Raw genomic sequence first — 17234 nt, 5'->3', positions numbered from 1 at the left:
TTTTTTCACCTCTTTTTCCGCTGCGTCATACGATAGTGAAAAAAGAGGTGAGAGAACGTGGCCGTTTTCCGAACAGACCAATGGCTCGAGAAAGATGGTAGCCAGCCAATTCGCTTATGCGAGCGCCTTACTCGTTATTTCCCTGACGCGAACGCCCGGGACATTTATCATTATTTGCTTCCTTACGGTATGTATCGACCAGCGAAAAATATAAAAGAGATGGTGGAACAAATGAAACAAAATGATATGTGGGAACGGGTCGAGGCGGTTTACGAGAAACGAAAAAAAGATTGGAACGGTCCGGACGTCCCCGTTTTCCTGTTTCCAGCGGATGTCTATAACCGGAAATTAACGCGTGAATTTAATGGGAAAGGCGGCGTCGCTTTTCATGACAAGTTGATTCTTTTTCTATTGCCGCATCACACCGATAAAGAAATCGAAGCATTGATGACACATGAATATAATCATGTTTGCCGCTTAAACAAACAAAAAAAGAAATATGAAGAGATGACGCTTTTAGATGCGGTCGTGTTAGAAGGGCTTGCCGAAAACGCCGTCGACTGCTATGTCGGAAGCGATCACCGGGCAAGCTGGACTTCTTATTACTCGGATGAACAGCTTCATCGTTTTTGGCAACGCTATGTAGCTCCGCTTCAATCGATTTCCACGCAACATCCGTTATATTCCCGCATTCTTTACGGACTTGGTTTTTATCCGGATATGGTTGGGTATGCGGTTGGGTATGCGATTGTCCGCCGCTGTCTAGAGCGGAAAGTCCGTTTTTCCGAGTTGATGGACATGGACTCGGGGCGGATATTGCGGCTTGCCGCCTTCGAAGACGGCGAATAGTCATGATTACCATCGGGTGTTCATATATGTAAAACTAGGATGGACAAGTTGAAAAGAAAGAAGTGGGACCCGATGGTTCGCATATTTCTTTACTTAGTTGGGTTTGGCTTTTCCGTTGTCGGCGGAATGATGATTATCACTTATTTAAACATCATCACGCCAGAGCGGGGATGGAGTGAATATTTTTTCTATATTTGCATGAGAGGCGAGTGTTATTTATTTCCCATTGGCGTATTGCTTATGTGGGGAAGTTTATATTTTCCCGGTCGAGAATCATGATGGTGAAAAGAGGATCGCATGGAATAAAATTCTTCCCCTCTGCCTATACTGATGGACAAACAGGTTTGGAAGTGAGGGGTATCGTATGCTGTATCTGCATGACATTTGGGTGAACTGGTTTGAAGGGGAAGAGAACGGATACAACGTATGTCATTTCCATGAGTGGCGAAAGGACGATCAAGTCGAATTGCTCGATCAAGTGCCGTTGTTAAAAGTTTCTTCCGCTTTATTTGACTATATTGAAAACAGCTTGTCAGAGATTCCAAAACCACTTTTGGAGGATGTATATCAAAAGGCGTATGTGCGCAAAAATCATGAACGCATTCAGCTCGATTATTGTTTTGTGGTGACAGATGGCTTTGGCATTCTTGCCGTCGATACCATTGGCTACAACATTCCAATTCGGAAAAGCCGTCTCATTCCAAGACAGGAACAGCTTGTGTATGAAATGGTAGCCGATCAGCAGGAAGAACCATATCCGCTGCCGACATACGAAAAAGAGTATCATATTTTATCTCCGGCCCCTGAGCTAATGCACGGGTTGACGCGAAAAGAGCGGCAGTTGAAGCAAATTTTATTTATGGCGCTTGATCAGCTGCATTCGACGAAAAATGTGGCAGAGATGCGCTACTGGTATACGGAATGGGCGCCGCAAAAATATCCTGACATTCAAAAAATGTCATTTGAAGAGGCGTGGCAGAACTTGTACGAGGAGACGAAATACGGATGGTCGGAGCGGCATGAGCAGCTTTGCGAAAGATTAATCAAAGGGCAGCCGTTTTTTGAAAAGCTTTGGGAAATAGAACAAGAACCAAAAGTGAACTAAAAAACAGCACAAGCAATGATGAGATGTTTTCACTTTTTATTAGCTAATTCCGTGGACGATTGATTTTATTAAGTTCCATCAACCTGCCTGATAGGATTAAATAAGAAAAAGTGGCTGACACGAGTTTACGTCAGCCACTTTTTCTTTTAACGTCTTCTGCCAAGCCCCATCGCCTGTTCCATTTGTTCGAGCGTTTTTGTTGCCACCTTATTGGCTTTTTCCGCACCTTCATCGAGCACTTGATCGAGCATGCTGCTTTCCAGCAAATCGTAATATTTTTCTTGAATTGGCGTAAGGGTATCGATAATGACTTGGGCCAAATCGGCTTTAAAGACGCCGTACCCTTTTCCGGCATATTCTTGTTCGAGCTCTTCAATCGTTTTATTCGCTAAAATGGAATAAATGTTGAGAAGGTTAGAGATTCCCGGTTTCTTTTCTTTATCATAGCGGATGACGCCTTCCGAATCGGTGACCGCGCTTTTGATTTTCTTTTCGACCGTTTTCGCGTCATCCAAAAGGGTGATAAAAGCTTTTTTATTTGCATCAGATTTGCTCATTTTTTTCGTTGGGTCCGCCAGCGACATAATGCGCGCCCCGATTTTCGGAATGCGCGGTTCCGGAATTGTAAAAATTTCGCCATACCGCTTATTAAAACGCTCCGCCAAGTCGCGCGTCAATTCAATATGCTGCTTTTGGTCCTCACCAACAGGCACGATGTCGGTTTTATACAGGAGGATATCGGCCGCCATCAACGGCGGATAGGTGAGCAGCCCGGCGCTGACCGCTTCCTTGCCTGCCGATTTATCTTTAAACTGCGTCATTCTTTCTAGCTCCCCAATATAGGCAATGCATTGAAGCATCCATCCCGCTTGCGCATGCGCAGGAACTTCCGATTGAATAAACAGCGTCGCTTTATTTGGATCAATGCCGACCGCTAAGTAGAGGGCGGCTAGACTACGGATATTTTTTTGCAGTTCTTTTGGATCTTGCGGAACGGTAATTGCGTGCTGATCGACAATGCAAAAGTAACAGTTGTACTCGTGCTGCAGTTCCAAAAACTGACGCATCGCACCGATATAGTTGCCGAGCGTAATAACGCCGCTCGGCTGGATGCCGGAAAAGCTTGTTTTCATACGACCACTCCTTTAAGATAGTTGTAATATAAAAAGGTCCTACCCCCTTAAACGTTAGGGACGGTAGGACCGCGTTGCCACCCTAGTTATTGCACGTTGCGTGCAATCACTTTGCCCATGTGCGCTTGCACATGGCGCCTTGATAACGCAAGGCAAACGTCCAAGCCTACTACTTGCGGTTCAGCCGGATGCTCGAAAGCCCATTCCATATTGCTAGCCGCTTGTTCGCACCAGCCACAAGCTCTCTGAAGGCATCGCAATATGTACTCTTCTTTCTCATCGCATATTCCGTTCCAGTTTTGTTGATTCTTATTGTAAAATATCTAGTTGCTATGTGCAAGTTTCTTTTTATACTATGGCAACGAAAGAAAAAAGTTAAATATAATAATGTATAAAAAGCGGGCAGAGAGAAATTTACAAAGATTTTTTGAAGCGCATGAATCCTTCCCTTAACATTTTAAATGTATTTCCTCTATTTGTCATGCCTTACACCAATTTTTTTGACACTACCAAAAATATTGTTAGAAAGTATTTATTCTTATTTCAAAATGTTATTTAATAATTTTTTTTATCTATAAGTTATTTTTAAAATTATTTCAAAATAAAATTATCTTTTTATTAGCGAATAAAAAAGATAAAAACATGCTAAAGTTGTCTCAATGAACTCGACACAAAAAATTAACGTGTAAGCGCTTTAAAATTTATAAAAAATAAATTTTTTATTTACAATTGTCGAAAAAAAGTATAAAATTACAGATAGTAAAAATAAATGATTAAATATATAAAATATAATAAAAATATAAGAAAAATTCGGAAAAGTAAAATACCAATTCCTTTTTTAAATATACTAATAACTTTATAAAAGTCAAAATAAATATTCTGCTGAATAAAGGAGATTGAAAAATTTTGTTTTGTTTAGAAAAATTATTTAATTCATAAACAAAAGTTCCACGTTTTTACGTAGAACTTTTGAAAATACAAAAATATTTTTAGGGGGGAAATCTATGAAGAAAAGGCTTTCTATCCTTTTTAGCTTAATGCTAGTATTGAGCCTTTTCCTTTCCGCGTGCGGTGGTTTCAAAAAGGGCGATGAATCCACCGGTGAGAAAGGAAAAAGCGGGAGCAAAACCGCTAATGTTCCGCAAGAGTTGCATATTAACATTAAAACGGAACCATTCTCATTAAACCCAGGCCTAGCAAATGATAGTGTTTCCGGTAACGTTTTATACCAAACATTTGAAGGGCTAACCCGTATTAAAGACGGTAAACCTCAGTTAGCGATGGCTGAAAGTTATCAAGTTTCCAAAGATTTAAAAACATACACATTCAAATTGCGTGATGCAAAATGGTCCAATGGCGATCCAGTTACCGCAAAAGATTTTGAATATGCGTGGAAATGGGCGCTAGATCCGAAAAATCAATCGCAATATGCATATCAGCTTTATTACATTAAAAATGGTCAAGCATTTAACGAAGGAAAAGCAAAAGCAGAAGATGTTGGTGTAAAAGCAATTGATGATAAAACGTTACAAGTTACGCTTGAGAATCCAACACCTTATTTCTTACAATTAACAGCGTTCTATACGTATTTTCCAGTAAATAGCAAAATTGCTGCAAAAAATCCAAAATGGTATACAAACGCCGGTCCTGACTACACTTCTAACGGACCATTCAAGATGGTCACTTGGGATCACAATAACAAAATCGTTCTTGAAAAGAACGAAAATTACTGGGATGCGAAAAGCGTAAAATTAACAAAAATTGAAATGGTTATGGTGAATGATACCAATACAGAACTTTCAATGTTTAATAATGGAGAACTAGATTGGGCTGGTATGCCTACTGGTCAATTGCCACCAGACTCTTTATCACAATTAAAAGCGGAAGGTAAATTACACGTTCAACCAATTGCTGGTGTTTACTGGTATAAATTTAATACGGAAAAACCGCCGTTGAACAACGTCAATATTCGTAAAGCGCTGGCGTACGCAATCAATCGCAAAGCGATCGTTGAAAATATAGCTAAAGGCGAACAAATTCCAGCTATGGCTGCTGTACCACCGACGATGTTCCCTGAAAACAAAAAAGGATATTTTAAAGACAACGATGTAGAAAAAGCAAAAGAATATTTGAAAAAAGGCCTTCAAGAGCTTGGTTTAAAAGATGTGAAAGATTTGCCGCCTATTACCCTATCGTATAACACCGATGATCTTCATGCAAAAATTGCCCAGGCGATTCAAGATATGTGGAAGAAAAACTTAGGTATTGAAGTAAAACTTGATAATTCTGAATGGGCAGTTTACATTGATAAACTACATTCTGGCGATTATCAAATCGGCCGTATGGGTTGGTTAGGCGACTTTAACGATCCGATCAACTTCCTAGAGTTGTTCCGCGATAAAAAGGGCGGAAATAACGATACAAACTGGGAAAATCCGAAATATAAACAGTTATTAATCGATTCTCAAAAGGAAACGGATCCTGAAAAACGCAAAGAAATGCTAAAACAGGCAGAAGCCATTTTAATGGATGAAATGCCAGTTGCTCCAATCTATTTCTACACGAATACGTGGGTTCAAAAAGATAACTTAAAAGGTGTGGAAATGTCGGGGCTTGGCGATGTCCAATTTAAATGGGCATATTTTGAATAAAATCATACGTAATGAAAGGAAAGAAGGTATATGAGAGCAATCTCTCATATACCTTCGTTTCCTGTTAAGGTATTTGCAAGAAAATGGAGGTGTAGGAAATTTGTTGAGATATATAAGCAAACGTCTGTTCTATATGCTCATGTCTTTGTTTTTAATTGTAACGGCGACATTCTTTTTAATGCGAGCTGCTCCGGGAGGACCGTTCTCAAGTGAAAAACAAGTTCCGCCAGAGATCGAGAAAAACTTGAATGAATATTATGGACTAGACCGCCCTTGGTACATCCAATATTTTGATTATTTGGTCTCTGTTGCTAAATGGGATTTTGGGCCTTCATTTAAATATAAAGGACAGACTGTTAACGATTTAATTGATGAAGGATTTCCTGTTTCCTTTTTCCTCGGCATGGAATCGTTATTAATAGCCGTAAGTATTGGAATTTTATTAGGAGTTATTGCGGCTTTGAAGCACAATAAATGGCAAGATTATGCAGCGATGGTTTTCGCGGTTATAGGAATTTCTGTTCCAAACTTTATTATGGCGTCCATTTTGCAGTATTTTTTAGCGATCAAACTAGGTTGGTTTCCAGTTGCGCGTTGGGAATCGTTACAACATACTGTTTTGCCTGCACTTGCTCTTGCAGCAACGCCAATGGCATTTATTGCTCGTTTAACCCGCTCCAGTATGTTAGAAGTATTAAGCAATGATTATATTCGCACGGCGAAAGCGAAAGGACTCTCACAAGGGCAAATTACAGTGAAACACGCCATTCGCAATGCGATACTTCCGGTTGTAACCTATTTAGGTCCTTTGTCGGCACAAATTTTAACAGGTAGTTTTGTGATTGAAAAAATTTTTGGTATTCCCGGACTTGGAGGACATTTTGTAACAAGTATTACCAACCGTGACTATACGGTGATTATGGGTGTCACGGTGTTTTACAGCATTCTACTATTATTGTCTGTGTTGCTCGTTGATATCGCTTATGGCTTTATTGATCCACGCATTAAGTTAGCCGGTGGTAAGAAAGGGGAGTAATCATGCAGCAGATTTCGAAAGAGATGTTCCAGCCAGCGGTAGCCGATGTTGGAGAAGCGGAGAAATTATCAAGACCGAGCCTTTCGTTTTGGAAAGATGTTTCGATACGTTTTCGGAAAAATAAATTAGCCATGTTTGGATTAATTTTATTAATTCTTTTAGTGATCATGGCCATTTTTGGGCCGTATATGACCAAATACGATTACGCGACAAATGATTTAATGAATACGAACCAGCCGCCTTCTTCCAAACATTGGTTTGGAACCGATGAACTTGGACGTGATATATTTACTCGCACATGGTATGGTGCTCGTATCTCTTTATTTATCGGGGTAGCAGCTGCACTTATCGATTTGTTGATCGGAGTGCTCTGGGGAGGAATTGCCGGTTACCGTGGCGGAAAAACGGATGAAATCATGATGCGTATCGCTGATATTTTATACGGGGTTCCTTATTTGCTTTTAGTCATCATATTGATGGTTATTTTGGGACAAGGGTTAGGAACAATGATCCTGGCAATGACGATTACTGGATGGGTAAATATGGCTCGCATTGTTCGAGGACAAGTGTTGCAGCTGAAAAACCAAGAATATGTATTGGCAGCGCGAACACTTGGCGCGAGTACATCAAGGATTATGTTTAAACATTTGATTCCTAATGCCATGGGCGCGATTCTTGTTACGATGACGTTAACGATTCCTAATGCTATTTTCACAGAAGCATTTTTAAGCTATTTAGGCTTAGGTGTTCCACAACCGTTAGCAAGTTGGGGAACAATGGCTTCAGAAGGGGTACAAGCATTACAGTATTATCCATGGCGTCTGTTTTTCCCTGCTACATTTATTTGCTTAACTATTTTTGCTTTTAATGTAGTGGGAGATGGGTTACGTGATGCATTAGATCCAAGATTACGCAAGTAGGGTGTGAGAATATGGGAAAACTGTTAGAAGTAAAAAATTTAGAGGTATCGTTTCAAACATATGGTGGAGAAGTACAAGCTGTTCGTGGAGTGAGCTTCTATTTAAATAAAGGCGAAACATTAGCGATTGTAGGGGAATCAGGTTCCGGAAAAAGCGTCACTTCGCAAACGATTATGCGTCTTATTCCTACTCCGCCTGGAAAAATAAAAAATGGCCAAATCATATTTGATGGAGAAGATCTTGTTAAAAAAACGGATAAAGAAATGGAACAAATTCGTGGAAAAGATATCGGAATGATTTTTCAAGATCCGATGACATCACTCAATCCAACGATGAAAGTCGGGCATCAAATTATGGAAGTGGTAATGAAACATCAAAAAATGTCTAAATCAGCGGCAAAAGAGCGGGCAATTGAATTGTTGCGATTGGTTGGAATCCCAATGCCAGAAAAACGCGTAAATCAATATCCACATGAGTTTTCTGGGGGAATGAGACAACGTGCAATGATTGCCATTGCTTTGGCTTCCAATCCAAAGTTATTAATTGCCGACGAACCAACCACTGCTCTTGATGTAACCATTCAAGCGCAAATTTTAGAATTAATGAAAGATTTACAGAAAAAAACAGGGACAGCCATTATTTTTATTACCCATGATTTAGGAGTAGTAGCCAACGTGGCTGATCGCGTCGCTGTGATGTATGCAGGGAAAATCGTTGAAATGGGAACGGTTGATGAAATTTTTTACGATCCGAGACATCCTTATACGTGGGGCTTGCTTGCTTCCATGCCGAGCCTTGATAGCGATGATAAGGCAGAGTTGGCGTCGATTCCAGGATCGCCACCAGATTTAACGAATCCTCCAAAAGGCGATGCGTTTGCGCCGCGTAATCCATATGCAATGAAAATTGATTTTGAAATGGAACCGCCGTTGTTCCAAATTTCTGATACCCATTATGCGGCAACATGGCTGCTTCATCCAGATGCACCAAAAGTAGAGCCACCCGAAGCGGTAAAACGTCGATTACGCAAGCTCTCCACTAACTATCCTCAACCAATTATTGTAAGGGAGAGTGAGTAATATGTCTGAAAAACAAAAGCTCATTGAAGTAAAAAATTTAAAACAGTATTTTCCAGTGGGTGGCGGAAATGTCGTTAGAGCCGTAGATGGAGTTACCTTTGACATTTATAAAGGCGAAACGTTTGGCCTTGTAGGGGAATCAGGTTGTGGCAAATCAACGACGGGACGAACAATTATTGGGTTATATAAGGCTACGGATGGAGAAGTTTTTTTTAATGGTATAAATGTCCATGGCAAACACTCAGCCAAAGAGTTAAAAGTATTAAAACGAAAAATGCAAATGATTTTCCAAGATCCGTACTCATCGCTTAATCCGCGCATGACCGTTGCAGACATTATTGCTGAAGGCATCGATATTCACGGCCTGGCGAAAACGAAAGAAGAACGGATGCAGCGTGTATACGAACTGCTCGAGACGGTTGGCTTAAACCGTGAACATGCGAACCGCTATCCGCATGAATTCTCCGGCGGCCAGCGCCAACGGATCGGGATTGCCCGCGCTCTGGCGGTAGAACCAGAGTTTATTATTGCCGATGAGCCGATTTCTGCGCTCGATGTGTCCATTCAGGCGCAAGTGGTTAACTTAATGAAAAAATTGCAACGAGAAAAAGGATTGACGTATTTGTTTATCGCGCACGATTTGTCGATGGTCAAATACATTAGCGACCGTATTGGCGTGATGTATTTTGGCAAAATGGTCGAGCTTGCCGATGCGGAAGAATTGTACCGCAATCCAATTCATCCTTATACAAAATCGCTCTTATCGGCAATCCCGCTTCCTGACCCGGAAACGGAGCGGACGCGGAAACGGATTATTTACGACCCGTCGCAGCACAATTATAAAGAAGGAGAAGAACTGGAGTTCCGCGAAATCACCCCGGGCCATTTCGTGTTATGCTCGGAGGCGGAATATAAAACATATCAAGCAATGTACAAATAAAACGATCTCAACTGCGAGATCGTTTTATTTTTTGCCGCCGACCAGCTTCCAGCCAGTTTGGATATGTTTTGATTCATTGACGTGTTCTTTTCGCTTCGAACCGCCAAAGATGTGTTCGCCAATGCCGTTGGCGATTACTCCCATTAACGCCGTAAGTCCAACGATGAATGCGGAAACGATGAGGAAATCGGTAAAATATTGCGCCATGATCCTGCCCCCTTATTATCGTTCTAATGTTATTGTAGATGTTTTTTCTGTTTATTGGAAGAAGCGGCGAAAATTAAAGGGGAAAATACGAGACTTTTTTGAAAAACTATATCTTTATTTACGCATTTATTGTATAATATATCATGTTAGACTAATTCCAAATTGCAATTAATTGACAATAAGCCTATGGCTTGAGTCATTTTGCTGGAATGAGAAGCGGTTTTAGACCGAGCCAGTAGGACGCAAAGCACTATGTGGTGTTTGTCCATGAAGGTTCTAGCTGAACAAGAGTGATCGTCTACACGAAGGGTACGCTAGAACGTGCCGATTTCCATCGTGCATAGGTTTGATGTATCATGATAGTTAGTTCGTTCTATTTGGTATAGAAGACAAGGTGATCCTTGTTGAAAAGGAGTGAGATATATGGTGAAATTGTATGTTTCGCCAAGTTGCACGTCATGCCGAAAAGCGAAAGCATGGCTAGAAAAGCATAATATTCCTTATGTTGAACGCAATATTTTCTCCGAACCGTTAACGATTGAGGAGATTAAGGAAATTTTGCGTATGACAGAAACGGGAACCGACGAGATTATTTCCACAAGATCCAAAGTGTTTCAAAAGTTGAATATAAATCTTGAAACATTGCCGCTTCAAGATTTATATGAGCTGATTCAAAAAAATCCGGGAATTTTGCGGAGACCGATTATTATTGATGAAAAACGGCTTCAAGTCGGCTACAACGAGGACGAAATTCGCCGTTTCTTGCCGCGCAAAGTGCGTGCATATCAGCTTCGCCAAGCACAACGCCTCGTTAACGAATAAAGATAAAAAACTTCTACATGGTTCGCCATGTAGAAGTTTTTTATCATCTAAATGACCAAGAGGACGAGGTTTAGGTCCAACGATGAAACTTGCGCCGATTAACCATGAAGCCAAGCAGTACCGTCAGTCCAGCCGTAGCAAATGGGAATACGGTTTCCCATGCGAAATCATTGTCATATAAATGGCGGATTTGCTGTTCGGCAGTGATCATTTTCCCGGCAGTATAGGCTAATAACGCTCCGCCAATGTAAATAAGGAAGGAGTAACGTTCCATCGCATAAAGAATGAGTTTGCTGCCTAAAATGATAATAGGAACAGAAAACAAGAAGCCAAAGACCACGAGGACAGTATGGCCTTGAGCAGCTCCAGCGATCGCGATCACATTGTCCAACCCCATGACAACATCGGCTGTCACAATCGTTTGTATTGCCTTCCAAAGCGATGTTTCTGATTTGATCGATGCGTGTGATTCTTCTTTTTGCACGAGCAGCTTGAAAGAAATCCAAAGTAAAATACAACCGCCGATTAGCTGCAAAAAAGGAATTTTTAATAGCATCACCACTGTGACCGTTAAAAGAATGCGAACGAAAATGGCTAACGCGGTGCCGAGGATAATCGCGATATTTCGCTTTTGTTCCGGCAGCTTTCGGCTTGCCAATGCGATGACAACCGCGTTGTCCCCACCGAGAATAATATCGATGCCAATGATGAGCAGAATCGAAATCACATAATCGTCCATCTTGCAAGTCCCTCGTTTCATTCGTCTTCATCATCATTATAGTAGGACATGTTTTATTTCATAACCAATTTTTAAAAAGGCGTTTTTTTATTTCCCTTCTTTCGCTTTTTATCATAAAATAGAGGTACAAGACATAATCTTGTATTTAAGTAGAATTTCTGGGGGTACAAATCCCTTCATTTTATTCTTTTTTCGGAAGGGAGAGCTTGATAAATGGAAATAGAACGCATTAACGAACATACAGTCAAGTTTTATATTTCTTACGTTGATATAGAGGAACGCGGTTTTGACCGCGAAGAAATTTGGTATAACCGGGAGCGCAGCGAAGAACTGTTTTGGGAAATGATGGATGAGGTCCATAGTGAAGGGGATTTTTTGCTTGACGGTCCTCTTTGGATTCAAGTACAAGCGTTAGAAAAAGGGTTAGAAGTGTTGGTGACGAAAGCGCAGTTATCAAAAGATGGCAGCAAACTGGAACTTCCGCTCCCAGAAGACAAATTGCGCGATTTTTCCGTTTCGATCGATGGAAAAATCGAAGCGTTTTTAGACCATCATTTCGATATTGCGCATGAGGATGAGTCCTTCACGGACGGCAATGATCATGAAATTCTCCAGTTTACGATTTGTTTCAAAGATATTGAAGATGTTATTGCCCTTGCCCATCGCGCTGATTTCACCGAACTTGCTAACCGTTTATTCCAATTTGAGGATCGTTACTACTTGTTTGTCCAGTTTAATGAAGAAGATTATACAGAGCATGAAATTGACAATATACTAAGCTTGCTTTTAGAATATGGAACGGATTCGCAAGTAACCATTTATCGTTTAGAGGAATATGGAAAAGAAATCATTCATGACAATGCTCTAGAAACGCTGAAAACATACTTTCCGTTGAAATAGACGCCTGAAAAGCCCGCCGATTTCGTTCTTGGAATCGGCGTTTTCTCCGTTATCATGCTTATAGGTAGGGGGAACTTCGTTGAGAAACGCGTTAAGGGTTATTATTTTTGCGTTAATAGTGGCAATTTTTTTATTTTTGACAAAAAATTATTGGGAAGGAAAGCTGCTTGGCGTTTTAAGTGTGTTGATTTCTTGTTCGGTCGTTTTTATCGCCTTTGTTATTTCTTTAGAAAATCGCAAACCAGCCCAGACGATTGCCTGGCTTGCTGTGTTAGGGAGCTTTCCGCTTGTTGGTTTTTTGTTTTATTTACTATTTGGAAGGAATTACTGGCAACAGCGTCGTTTTAAAAAGAAAGCGGAATTTGATGAAGAGACATTTTTAAAATTTCAAGTGCAGACAAAATGGAACATCACACAGTTGCCAATTGCGGAGCATCAGCGTCCATTGCTTCATCTTGCTTACCATATTGGAAAAAGCCCTGTTTCCCTCGCTTCAAAAACGAAGGTGCTGACGAATGGTCAAGAAACTTTTTCTACCATTTTTGACGAGCTGAAAAAAGCAAAACACCATATTCATTTGGAATATTATATTGTCCGTCACGATGAAGTAGGACAACAACTAAAAAAGATTTTAATGGAAAAGGCCAAACAAGGAGTACATATCCGGTTTCTTTATGATGCAGTTGGCAGCTGGAAATTATCGAAGTCGTACATTCAAGAGTTGCGTGATGCTGGAGTGGAAATGATTCCGTTCTCGCCTGTTCGTCTTCCATTTTTAAACAATAAAATTAATTTTCGTAACCACCGGAAAATTATCGTCATTGATGGAACAACTGGATTCGTTGGAGGATTAAATATCGGTGATGAGTATTTGGGGAAAAATAAATATTTTGGTTTTTGGCGTGACACGCATTTATGGATTCACGGAGAAGCGGTGCGGACGCTGCAGCTTATTTTTTTGCAAGACTGGTATTATATGACCGAAGAAAAGTTATTTACCCCAGAATACTTATCGCCTGAACTAGTCCATTATGAAGGCCAAGGAGGGATTCAATTAATCGCTGGGGGGCCTGACCAAAAATGGGAAGTAATTAAGCAATTATATTTCGCCATGATTACGTCGGCACAGCGGTCGATTTGGATTGCTTCTCCGTACTTTGTGCCTGATGAGGACATTTTAACGGCGTTAAAGGTTGCCGCTTTGAGCGGAATTGATGTCCGCATTTTAGCGCCAAAGCGGCCGGATAAAAAGATTGTCTTTTATGCTTCCAGGTCTTATTTTCCTGAATTATTGGAAGCTGGTGTAAAAATTTATGAATATGGAAAAGGATTTTTGCACAGCAAAGTGATGATCGTTGATGGCGAGTTAGCATCCATCGGCACGGCGAACATGGATATGCGCAGCTTTCACCTCAATTTTGAAGTCAATGCGTTCTTGTACCATACTGACAGCACGAACAAGCTTGTCGCTGATTTTATGGAAGACCTCAGCGATGCAAATGAAATCGATTATGAAGCCTTTCAGCGGCGTCCGTTATCGATTCGCATTGCGGAGTCGATATCACGGCTGTTGTCGCCTTTGCTGTAGGCATGCGCCCGGGTGATGCCCGGCATTTTTTATTTCGACGATAGGAAAAACCGCTGCTTTTGTTGAAATATTTATCATATCCCTGATGAGGAAAGGATGTGATCGCTTTGCTGATTGCGATGTTGCAAAATGGGGAAATCGTTTCGTTAGCAGGAAGGTGGACAAAAGAAAGGCTGATTTCGTTAAAGAAAAGTGAAACGTTCTTTTGCCCCGCATGCCGGCAGGAAGTAGTATTAAAGCTCGGCAATCATCGAATTCCGCATTTTGCCCATAAAAAAGGCACCGCTTGTCCGTATGAACATGAACCAGAGTCCGCTCGCCATTTAACCGGAAAGTTGGATTTATTTGAATGGCTTAAGCAACAAGGCATACCGGCCAAATTGGAGCCATATTTGCCATCGGCCCAGCAGCGGCCAGACATTTTCGTTCCGTATCGCCACCACGCTTATGCCTTGGAATATCAATGTTCAACGATTAGTGAACCGTTGTTTCAAAAACGCAATCATTCCTATCGTACAAGAGGGATTCGTCCGATTTGGATTCTCGGCGCCCACCATTTGCGCCACCATTCCAATACGCCCCATCATGTTACAATCCCACGCTTTCAGTGGATGTTTGCCCATCATTTTCCGTTTGTTCCCCGCCCGCTTCTTTTTTACTACTGTCCGCACACCAAACAGCTTACCCGCCTTGTTCATCTTATTCCGCTATCCGTTCGCCGCGCCTTTGCCATTCCGCTCGTTTTCCCGTTACATTCGCTTTCATTCTCTGATTTGCTTTTTTCTTCTGCTAGTTCGCTGCCACCGTCATTTTGGGACGAGTGGCTGCATCATAAAAAGCAATGGCGTGTTACGTTTACTTTATACCCGAGTAAAGCAACGAGGCAAATTTGCGCCGATTTTTACCGTTCTGGCATCATCCCTTCCCTTTTTCCCACGGAAGCAGGATGGCCGCTTCACCATGGCTATTTGTTAGAAACCCCGCCGTTTATTTGGCAAACATATGTGTTGATTCCATTGCTGCGGTCGGAAGGGCGGACTATTTCGCTCCATTCTATTTACCGTTTCATCGAGGAAAAAATACGGATGGGGCGGGTTGCGTTCCGTGTGCTGCCGCTTGCCACAGGACAGCGCTATACACAGGCGGTTTATGAGTATTTGCAATTGCTCACAAGGCTAGGCTATATCCAGTGGGAAAACCGCCATGCGATTCGTTTTGTAAAACCGCTTACGTTTCCGACAACCATGGATGAAGTGATAAAGCAAGATAAGCAGATGGCCGAGCAAATAAAAATAACGCCGTCGCTTCGCGATTACGTGCGGGAACTGGAACTGGGCAAAAACAGCGGTAAGAACTGGCCGTAAACATTTACTCTAAAACAGGAAATGATAGTAAAAAAGCGAATATGATTTATGATATAATTTTCCAAAGGAGGTTGCTGAAATGGAAGCGAAACAAACGAAAAAATCGCTGCCGTTACGCAGCGAAATTCCTGTTGAGGAAACTTGGCGTTTAGAAGACATTTTTCCGACGGACGAAGCGTGGGAGCAAGAATTTCAAGAAGTGAAAAAAATGATCCCGAAATTAGCGGAGTATCAAGGCCGGTTGGGAGAATCGGCGGATACGTTGTACGAAGCGCTCCAATATCAAGACGAAGTGTCGATGCGGCTTGGCAAGCTGTATACATATGCGCATATGCGCTATGACCAAGATACGACAAACGCTTTTTACCAAGGGCTCAACGATCGGGCGACAAGTTTGTACAGCGAAGCGTCGAGCGCGATGGCGTTTATCGTTCCGGAAATTTTAGCGATCGATGAGGCGAAATTGCGTTCGTTTTTAGAAGAGAAACAAGAATTGAAACTGTACGAACACGCGTTAGACGAAATTAACCGCCAGCGCCCGCACGTGTTGTCGGCAGAGGAAGAGGCGCTGCTCGCCCAAGCGGCAGAGGTAATGCAATCGTCCGCGTCTACTTTTAGCATGCTGAATAATGCGGATTTAACGTTTCCGACGATTATTGACGAAAATGGCGAAGAAGTGGAAGTGACGCACGGCCGCTTTATCCGCTTCTTAGAAAGCACGGACCGCCGTGTGCGCCGCGATGCGTTTAAAGCGGTATACGACACGTATGAAAAATATAAAAACACGTTTGCCAGCACGCTCGCCGGCACGGTGAAAAAAGATAACTTTTTCGCGCGCGTCCGCCGCTATAAATCAGCGCGGGAAGCGGCATTAAGCAGCAACAACATTCCGGAAAGTGTCTACGATAATTTGATTGAAACGGTCCATGAGCATTTGCCGCTGTTGCACCGCTATGTCCGCCTGCGCAAAAAAGTGCTTGGACTTGATGAACTCCATATGTATGATCTATACACGCCGCTTGTCCAAGACGTGAAAATGGAAGTCACGTATGAAGAAGCGAAAGAATATATGCTAAAAGCGCTTACCCCTCTTGGCGAAGAATACCTCAGCATTGTGAAAGAAGGGCTGGAAAACCGCTGGGTCGATGTGCGCGAAAATAAAGGAAAACGGAGCGGGGCTTATTCGTCAGGAGCATATGGCACCCATCCGTATATTTTGCTAAATTGGCAAGATAACGTGAACAATTTATTTACGTTAGTCCATGAATTCGGCCATTCCGTACACAGTTATTACACGCGGAAAACGCAGCCGTATCCATATGGGGACTATTCCATTTTTGTCGCCGAGGTGGCATCGACATGCAATGAGGCGCTGTTAAATGATTATTTATTAAAAACGATGGATGATGAGAAAAAGCGGGTTTATTTACTGAACCATTATTTAGAAGGATTTCGCGGCACGGTCTTTCGCCAAACGATGTTTGCCGAGTTTGAACATATGATTCATATAAAGGCGCAGGAAGGCGAGGCGCTGACCGCTGATTCATTGACTTCGCTGTATTATGAATTAAATAAAAAATATTTTGGCGATGACATTGTCGTTGATCAGGAAATTGGCTTAGAGTGGGCGCGCATTCCGCATTTTTATTACAATTATTATGTATATCAATATGCCACAGGTTTCAGTGCCGCGACGGCATTAAGCAAACAAATACTTGAAGAAGGAGAGCCGGCGGTGAAGCGCTATATTGAATTTTTGAAGGCGGGAAGCTCCGACTATCCGATTGAGGTGCTGAAAAAAGCTGGAGTAGACATGACGAGTGCGGAACCGATTCGTCAAGCATGCCAAGTGTTTGCTGAGAAACTGGAAGAAATGGAAAAGCTGTTATCCTAAGTCAGTA

General features: G+C 41.8%; 16 protein-coding genes and 1 other annotated feature. Of the genes, 13 read left to right on the top strand and 3 right to left on the bottom strand.

What is annotated here, in order from left to right; all coding sequences use genetic code 11:
• The first annotated feature begins 57 nt into the window (after positions 1–57).
• The 3 genes from BDD39_RS13520 (at position 58) to BDD39_RS13510 (ending at position 1954) form a co-directional block, all read left to right on the top strand.
• Positions 58–849 carry a DUF2268 domain-containing putative Zn-dependent protease gene (locus tag BDD39_RS13520; RefSeq protein WP_166911447.1) on the top strand — a complete coding sequence of 264 codons (792 nt, stop codon included), beginning with the start codon at positions 58–60 and terminating at the stop codon, positions 847–849.
• A 72-nt stretch (positions 850–921) separates the two neighbouring features.
• Complete coding sequence (locus BDD39_RS13515; RefSeq protein WP_166911445.1) at positions 922–1128, top strand: YuzI family membrane protein; 207 nt, start codon at positions 922–924, stop codon at positions 1126–1128.
• A gap of 85 nt (positions 1129–1213) precedes the next feature.
• Positions 1214–1954, top strand: a complete 741-nt coding sequence (locus BDD39_RS13510) for a YjbA family protein (protein WP_166911443.1) — start codon at positions 1214–1216, stop codon at positions 1952–1954.
• A gap of 146 nt (positions 1955–2100) precedes the next feature.
• Here the strand turns inward: BDD39_RS13510 and trpS are convergent, their stop codons facing one another.
• Positions 2101–3087 carry a tryptophan--tRNA ligase gene (gene trpS / locus BDD39_RS13505; RefSeq protein WP_166911441.1) on the bottom strand — a complete coding sequence of 329 codons (987 nt, stop codon included), beginning with the start codon at positions 3085–3087 and terminating at the stop codon, positions 2101–2103.
• Between the two features lie 53 nt (positions 3088–3140).
• Positions 3141–3376 (bottom strand) — a binding site (T-box leader).
• Between the two features lie 715 nt (positions 3377–4091).
• Between trpS and BDD39_RS13500 the strand changes: the two genes are divergently transcribed.
• The 5 genes from BDD39_RS13500 to BDD39_RS13480 all read left to right on the top strand — a co-directional run bounded on the left by BDD39_RS13500 (position 4092) and on the right by BDD39_RS13480 (position 9713).
• Positions 4092–5738: a peptide ABC transporter substrate-binding protein gene (locus BDD39_RS13500; RefSeq protein WP_166911439.1), complete on the top strand. Its 1647-nt coding sequence runs from the start codon at positions 4092–4094 to the stop codon at positions 5736–5738.
• 100 nt (positions 5739–5838) lie between these two features.
• A complete protein-coding gene (locus BDD39_RS13495) occupies positions 5839–6774 on the top strand; it encodes an ABC transporter permease (RefSeq protein WP_166911437.1) in 936 nt (311 codons plus the stop codon).
• A gap of 2 nt (positions 6775–6776) precedes the next feature.
• Positions 6777–7694 (top strand): ABC transporter permease, encoded by a 918-nt coding sequence (locus tag BDD39_RS13490; RefSeq protein WP_166911435.1) that lies wholly within the window; start codon positions 6777–6779, stop codon positions 7692–7694.
• A gap of 11 nt (positions 7695–7705) precedes the next feature.
• Complete coding sequence (locus BDD39_RS13485; RefSeq protein WP_166911432.1) at positions 7706–8773, top strand: ABC transporter ATP-binding protein; 1068 nt, start codon at positions 7706–7708, stop codon at positions 8771–8773.
• 1 nt (position 8774) lies between these two features.
• Positions 8775–9713 (top strand): ABC transporter ATP-binding protein, encoded by a 939-nt coding sequence (locus BDD39_RS13480; protein ID WP_166911430.1) that lies wholly within the window; start codon positions 8775–8777, stop codon positions 9711–9713.
• Positions 9714–9737: 24 nt separating this feature from the next.
• Here the strand turns inward: BDD39_RS13480 and BDD39_RS13475 are convergent, their stop codons facing one another.
• Positions 9738–9920 (bottom strand): hypothetical protein, encoded by a 183-nt coding sequence (locus BDD39_RS13475; RefSeq protein WP_166911428.1) that lies wholly within the window; start codon positions 9918–9920, stop codon positions 9738–9740.
• Between the two features lie 423 nt (positions 9921–10343).
• Here BDD39_RS13475 and spxA point away from each other — a divergent pair, with 423 nt between their 5' ends.
• A complete protein-coding gene (spxA, locus tag BDD39_RS13470) occupies positions 10344–10742 on the top strand; it encodes a transcriptional regulator SpxA (protein ID WP_166911426.1) in 399 nt (132 codons plus the stop codon).
• Positions 10743–10812: 70 nt separating this feature from the next.
• On the opposite strand, the gene BDD39_RS13465 is transcribed toward spxA, so the two are convergent.
• A complete protein-coding gene (locus BDD39_RS13465; RefSeq protein WP_166911423.1) occupies positions 10813–11481 on the bottom strand; it encodes a TerC family protein in 669 nt (222 codons plus the stop codon).
• A gap of 213 nt (positions 11482–11694) precedes the next feature.
• Between BDD39_RS13465 and mecA the strand changes: the two genes are divergently transcribed.
• From mecA to pepF, 4 genes are all read left to right on the top strand, one after another.
• Positions 11695–12381: an adaptor protein MecA gene (gene mecA / locus BDD39_RS13460; protein WP_166911421.1), complete on the top strand. Its 687-nt coding sequence runs from the start codon at positions 11695–11697 to the stop codon at positions 12379–12381.
• 79 nt (positions 12382–12460) lie between these two features.
• The gene (gene cls / locus BDD39_RS13455) at positions 12461–13969 is read left to right on the top strand and encodes a cardiolipin synthase (protein ID WP_166911419.1); all 1509 of its coding nucleotides are present in this window, start codon (positions 12461–12463) and stop codon (positions 13967–13969) included.
• 98 nt (positions 13970–14067) lie between these two features.
• Complete coding sequence (locus tag BDD39_RS13450; protein WP_341801469.1) at positions 14068–15333, top strand: competence protein CoiA; 1266 nt, start codon at positions 14068–14070, stop codon at positions 15331–15333.
• 79 nt (positions 15334–15412) lie between these two features.
• Positions 15413–17227: an oligoendopeptidase F gene (pepF, locus tag BDD39_RS13445; protein ID WP_166911417.1), complete on the top strand. Its 1815-nt coding sequence runs from the start codon at positions 15413–15415 to the stop codon at positions 17225–17227.
• Positions 17228–17234 lie beyond the last annotated feature (7 nt).

It is taken from the genome of Saccharococcus thermophilus (genome assembly GCF_011761475.1).
Taxonomy (GTDB): Bacteria; Bacillota; Bacilli; order Bacillales; family Anoxybacillaceae; genus Saccharococcus; species Saccharococcus thermophilus.
The sequence above is the reverse complement of the archived record's forward strand: the minus strand, read 5'-3'. Positions and strand labels throughout refer to the sequence as shown.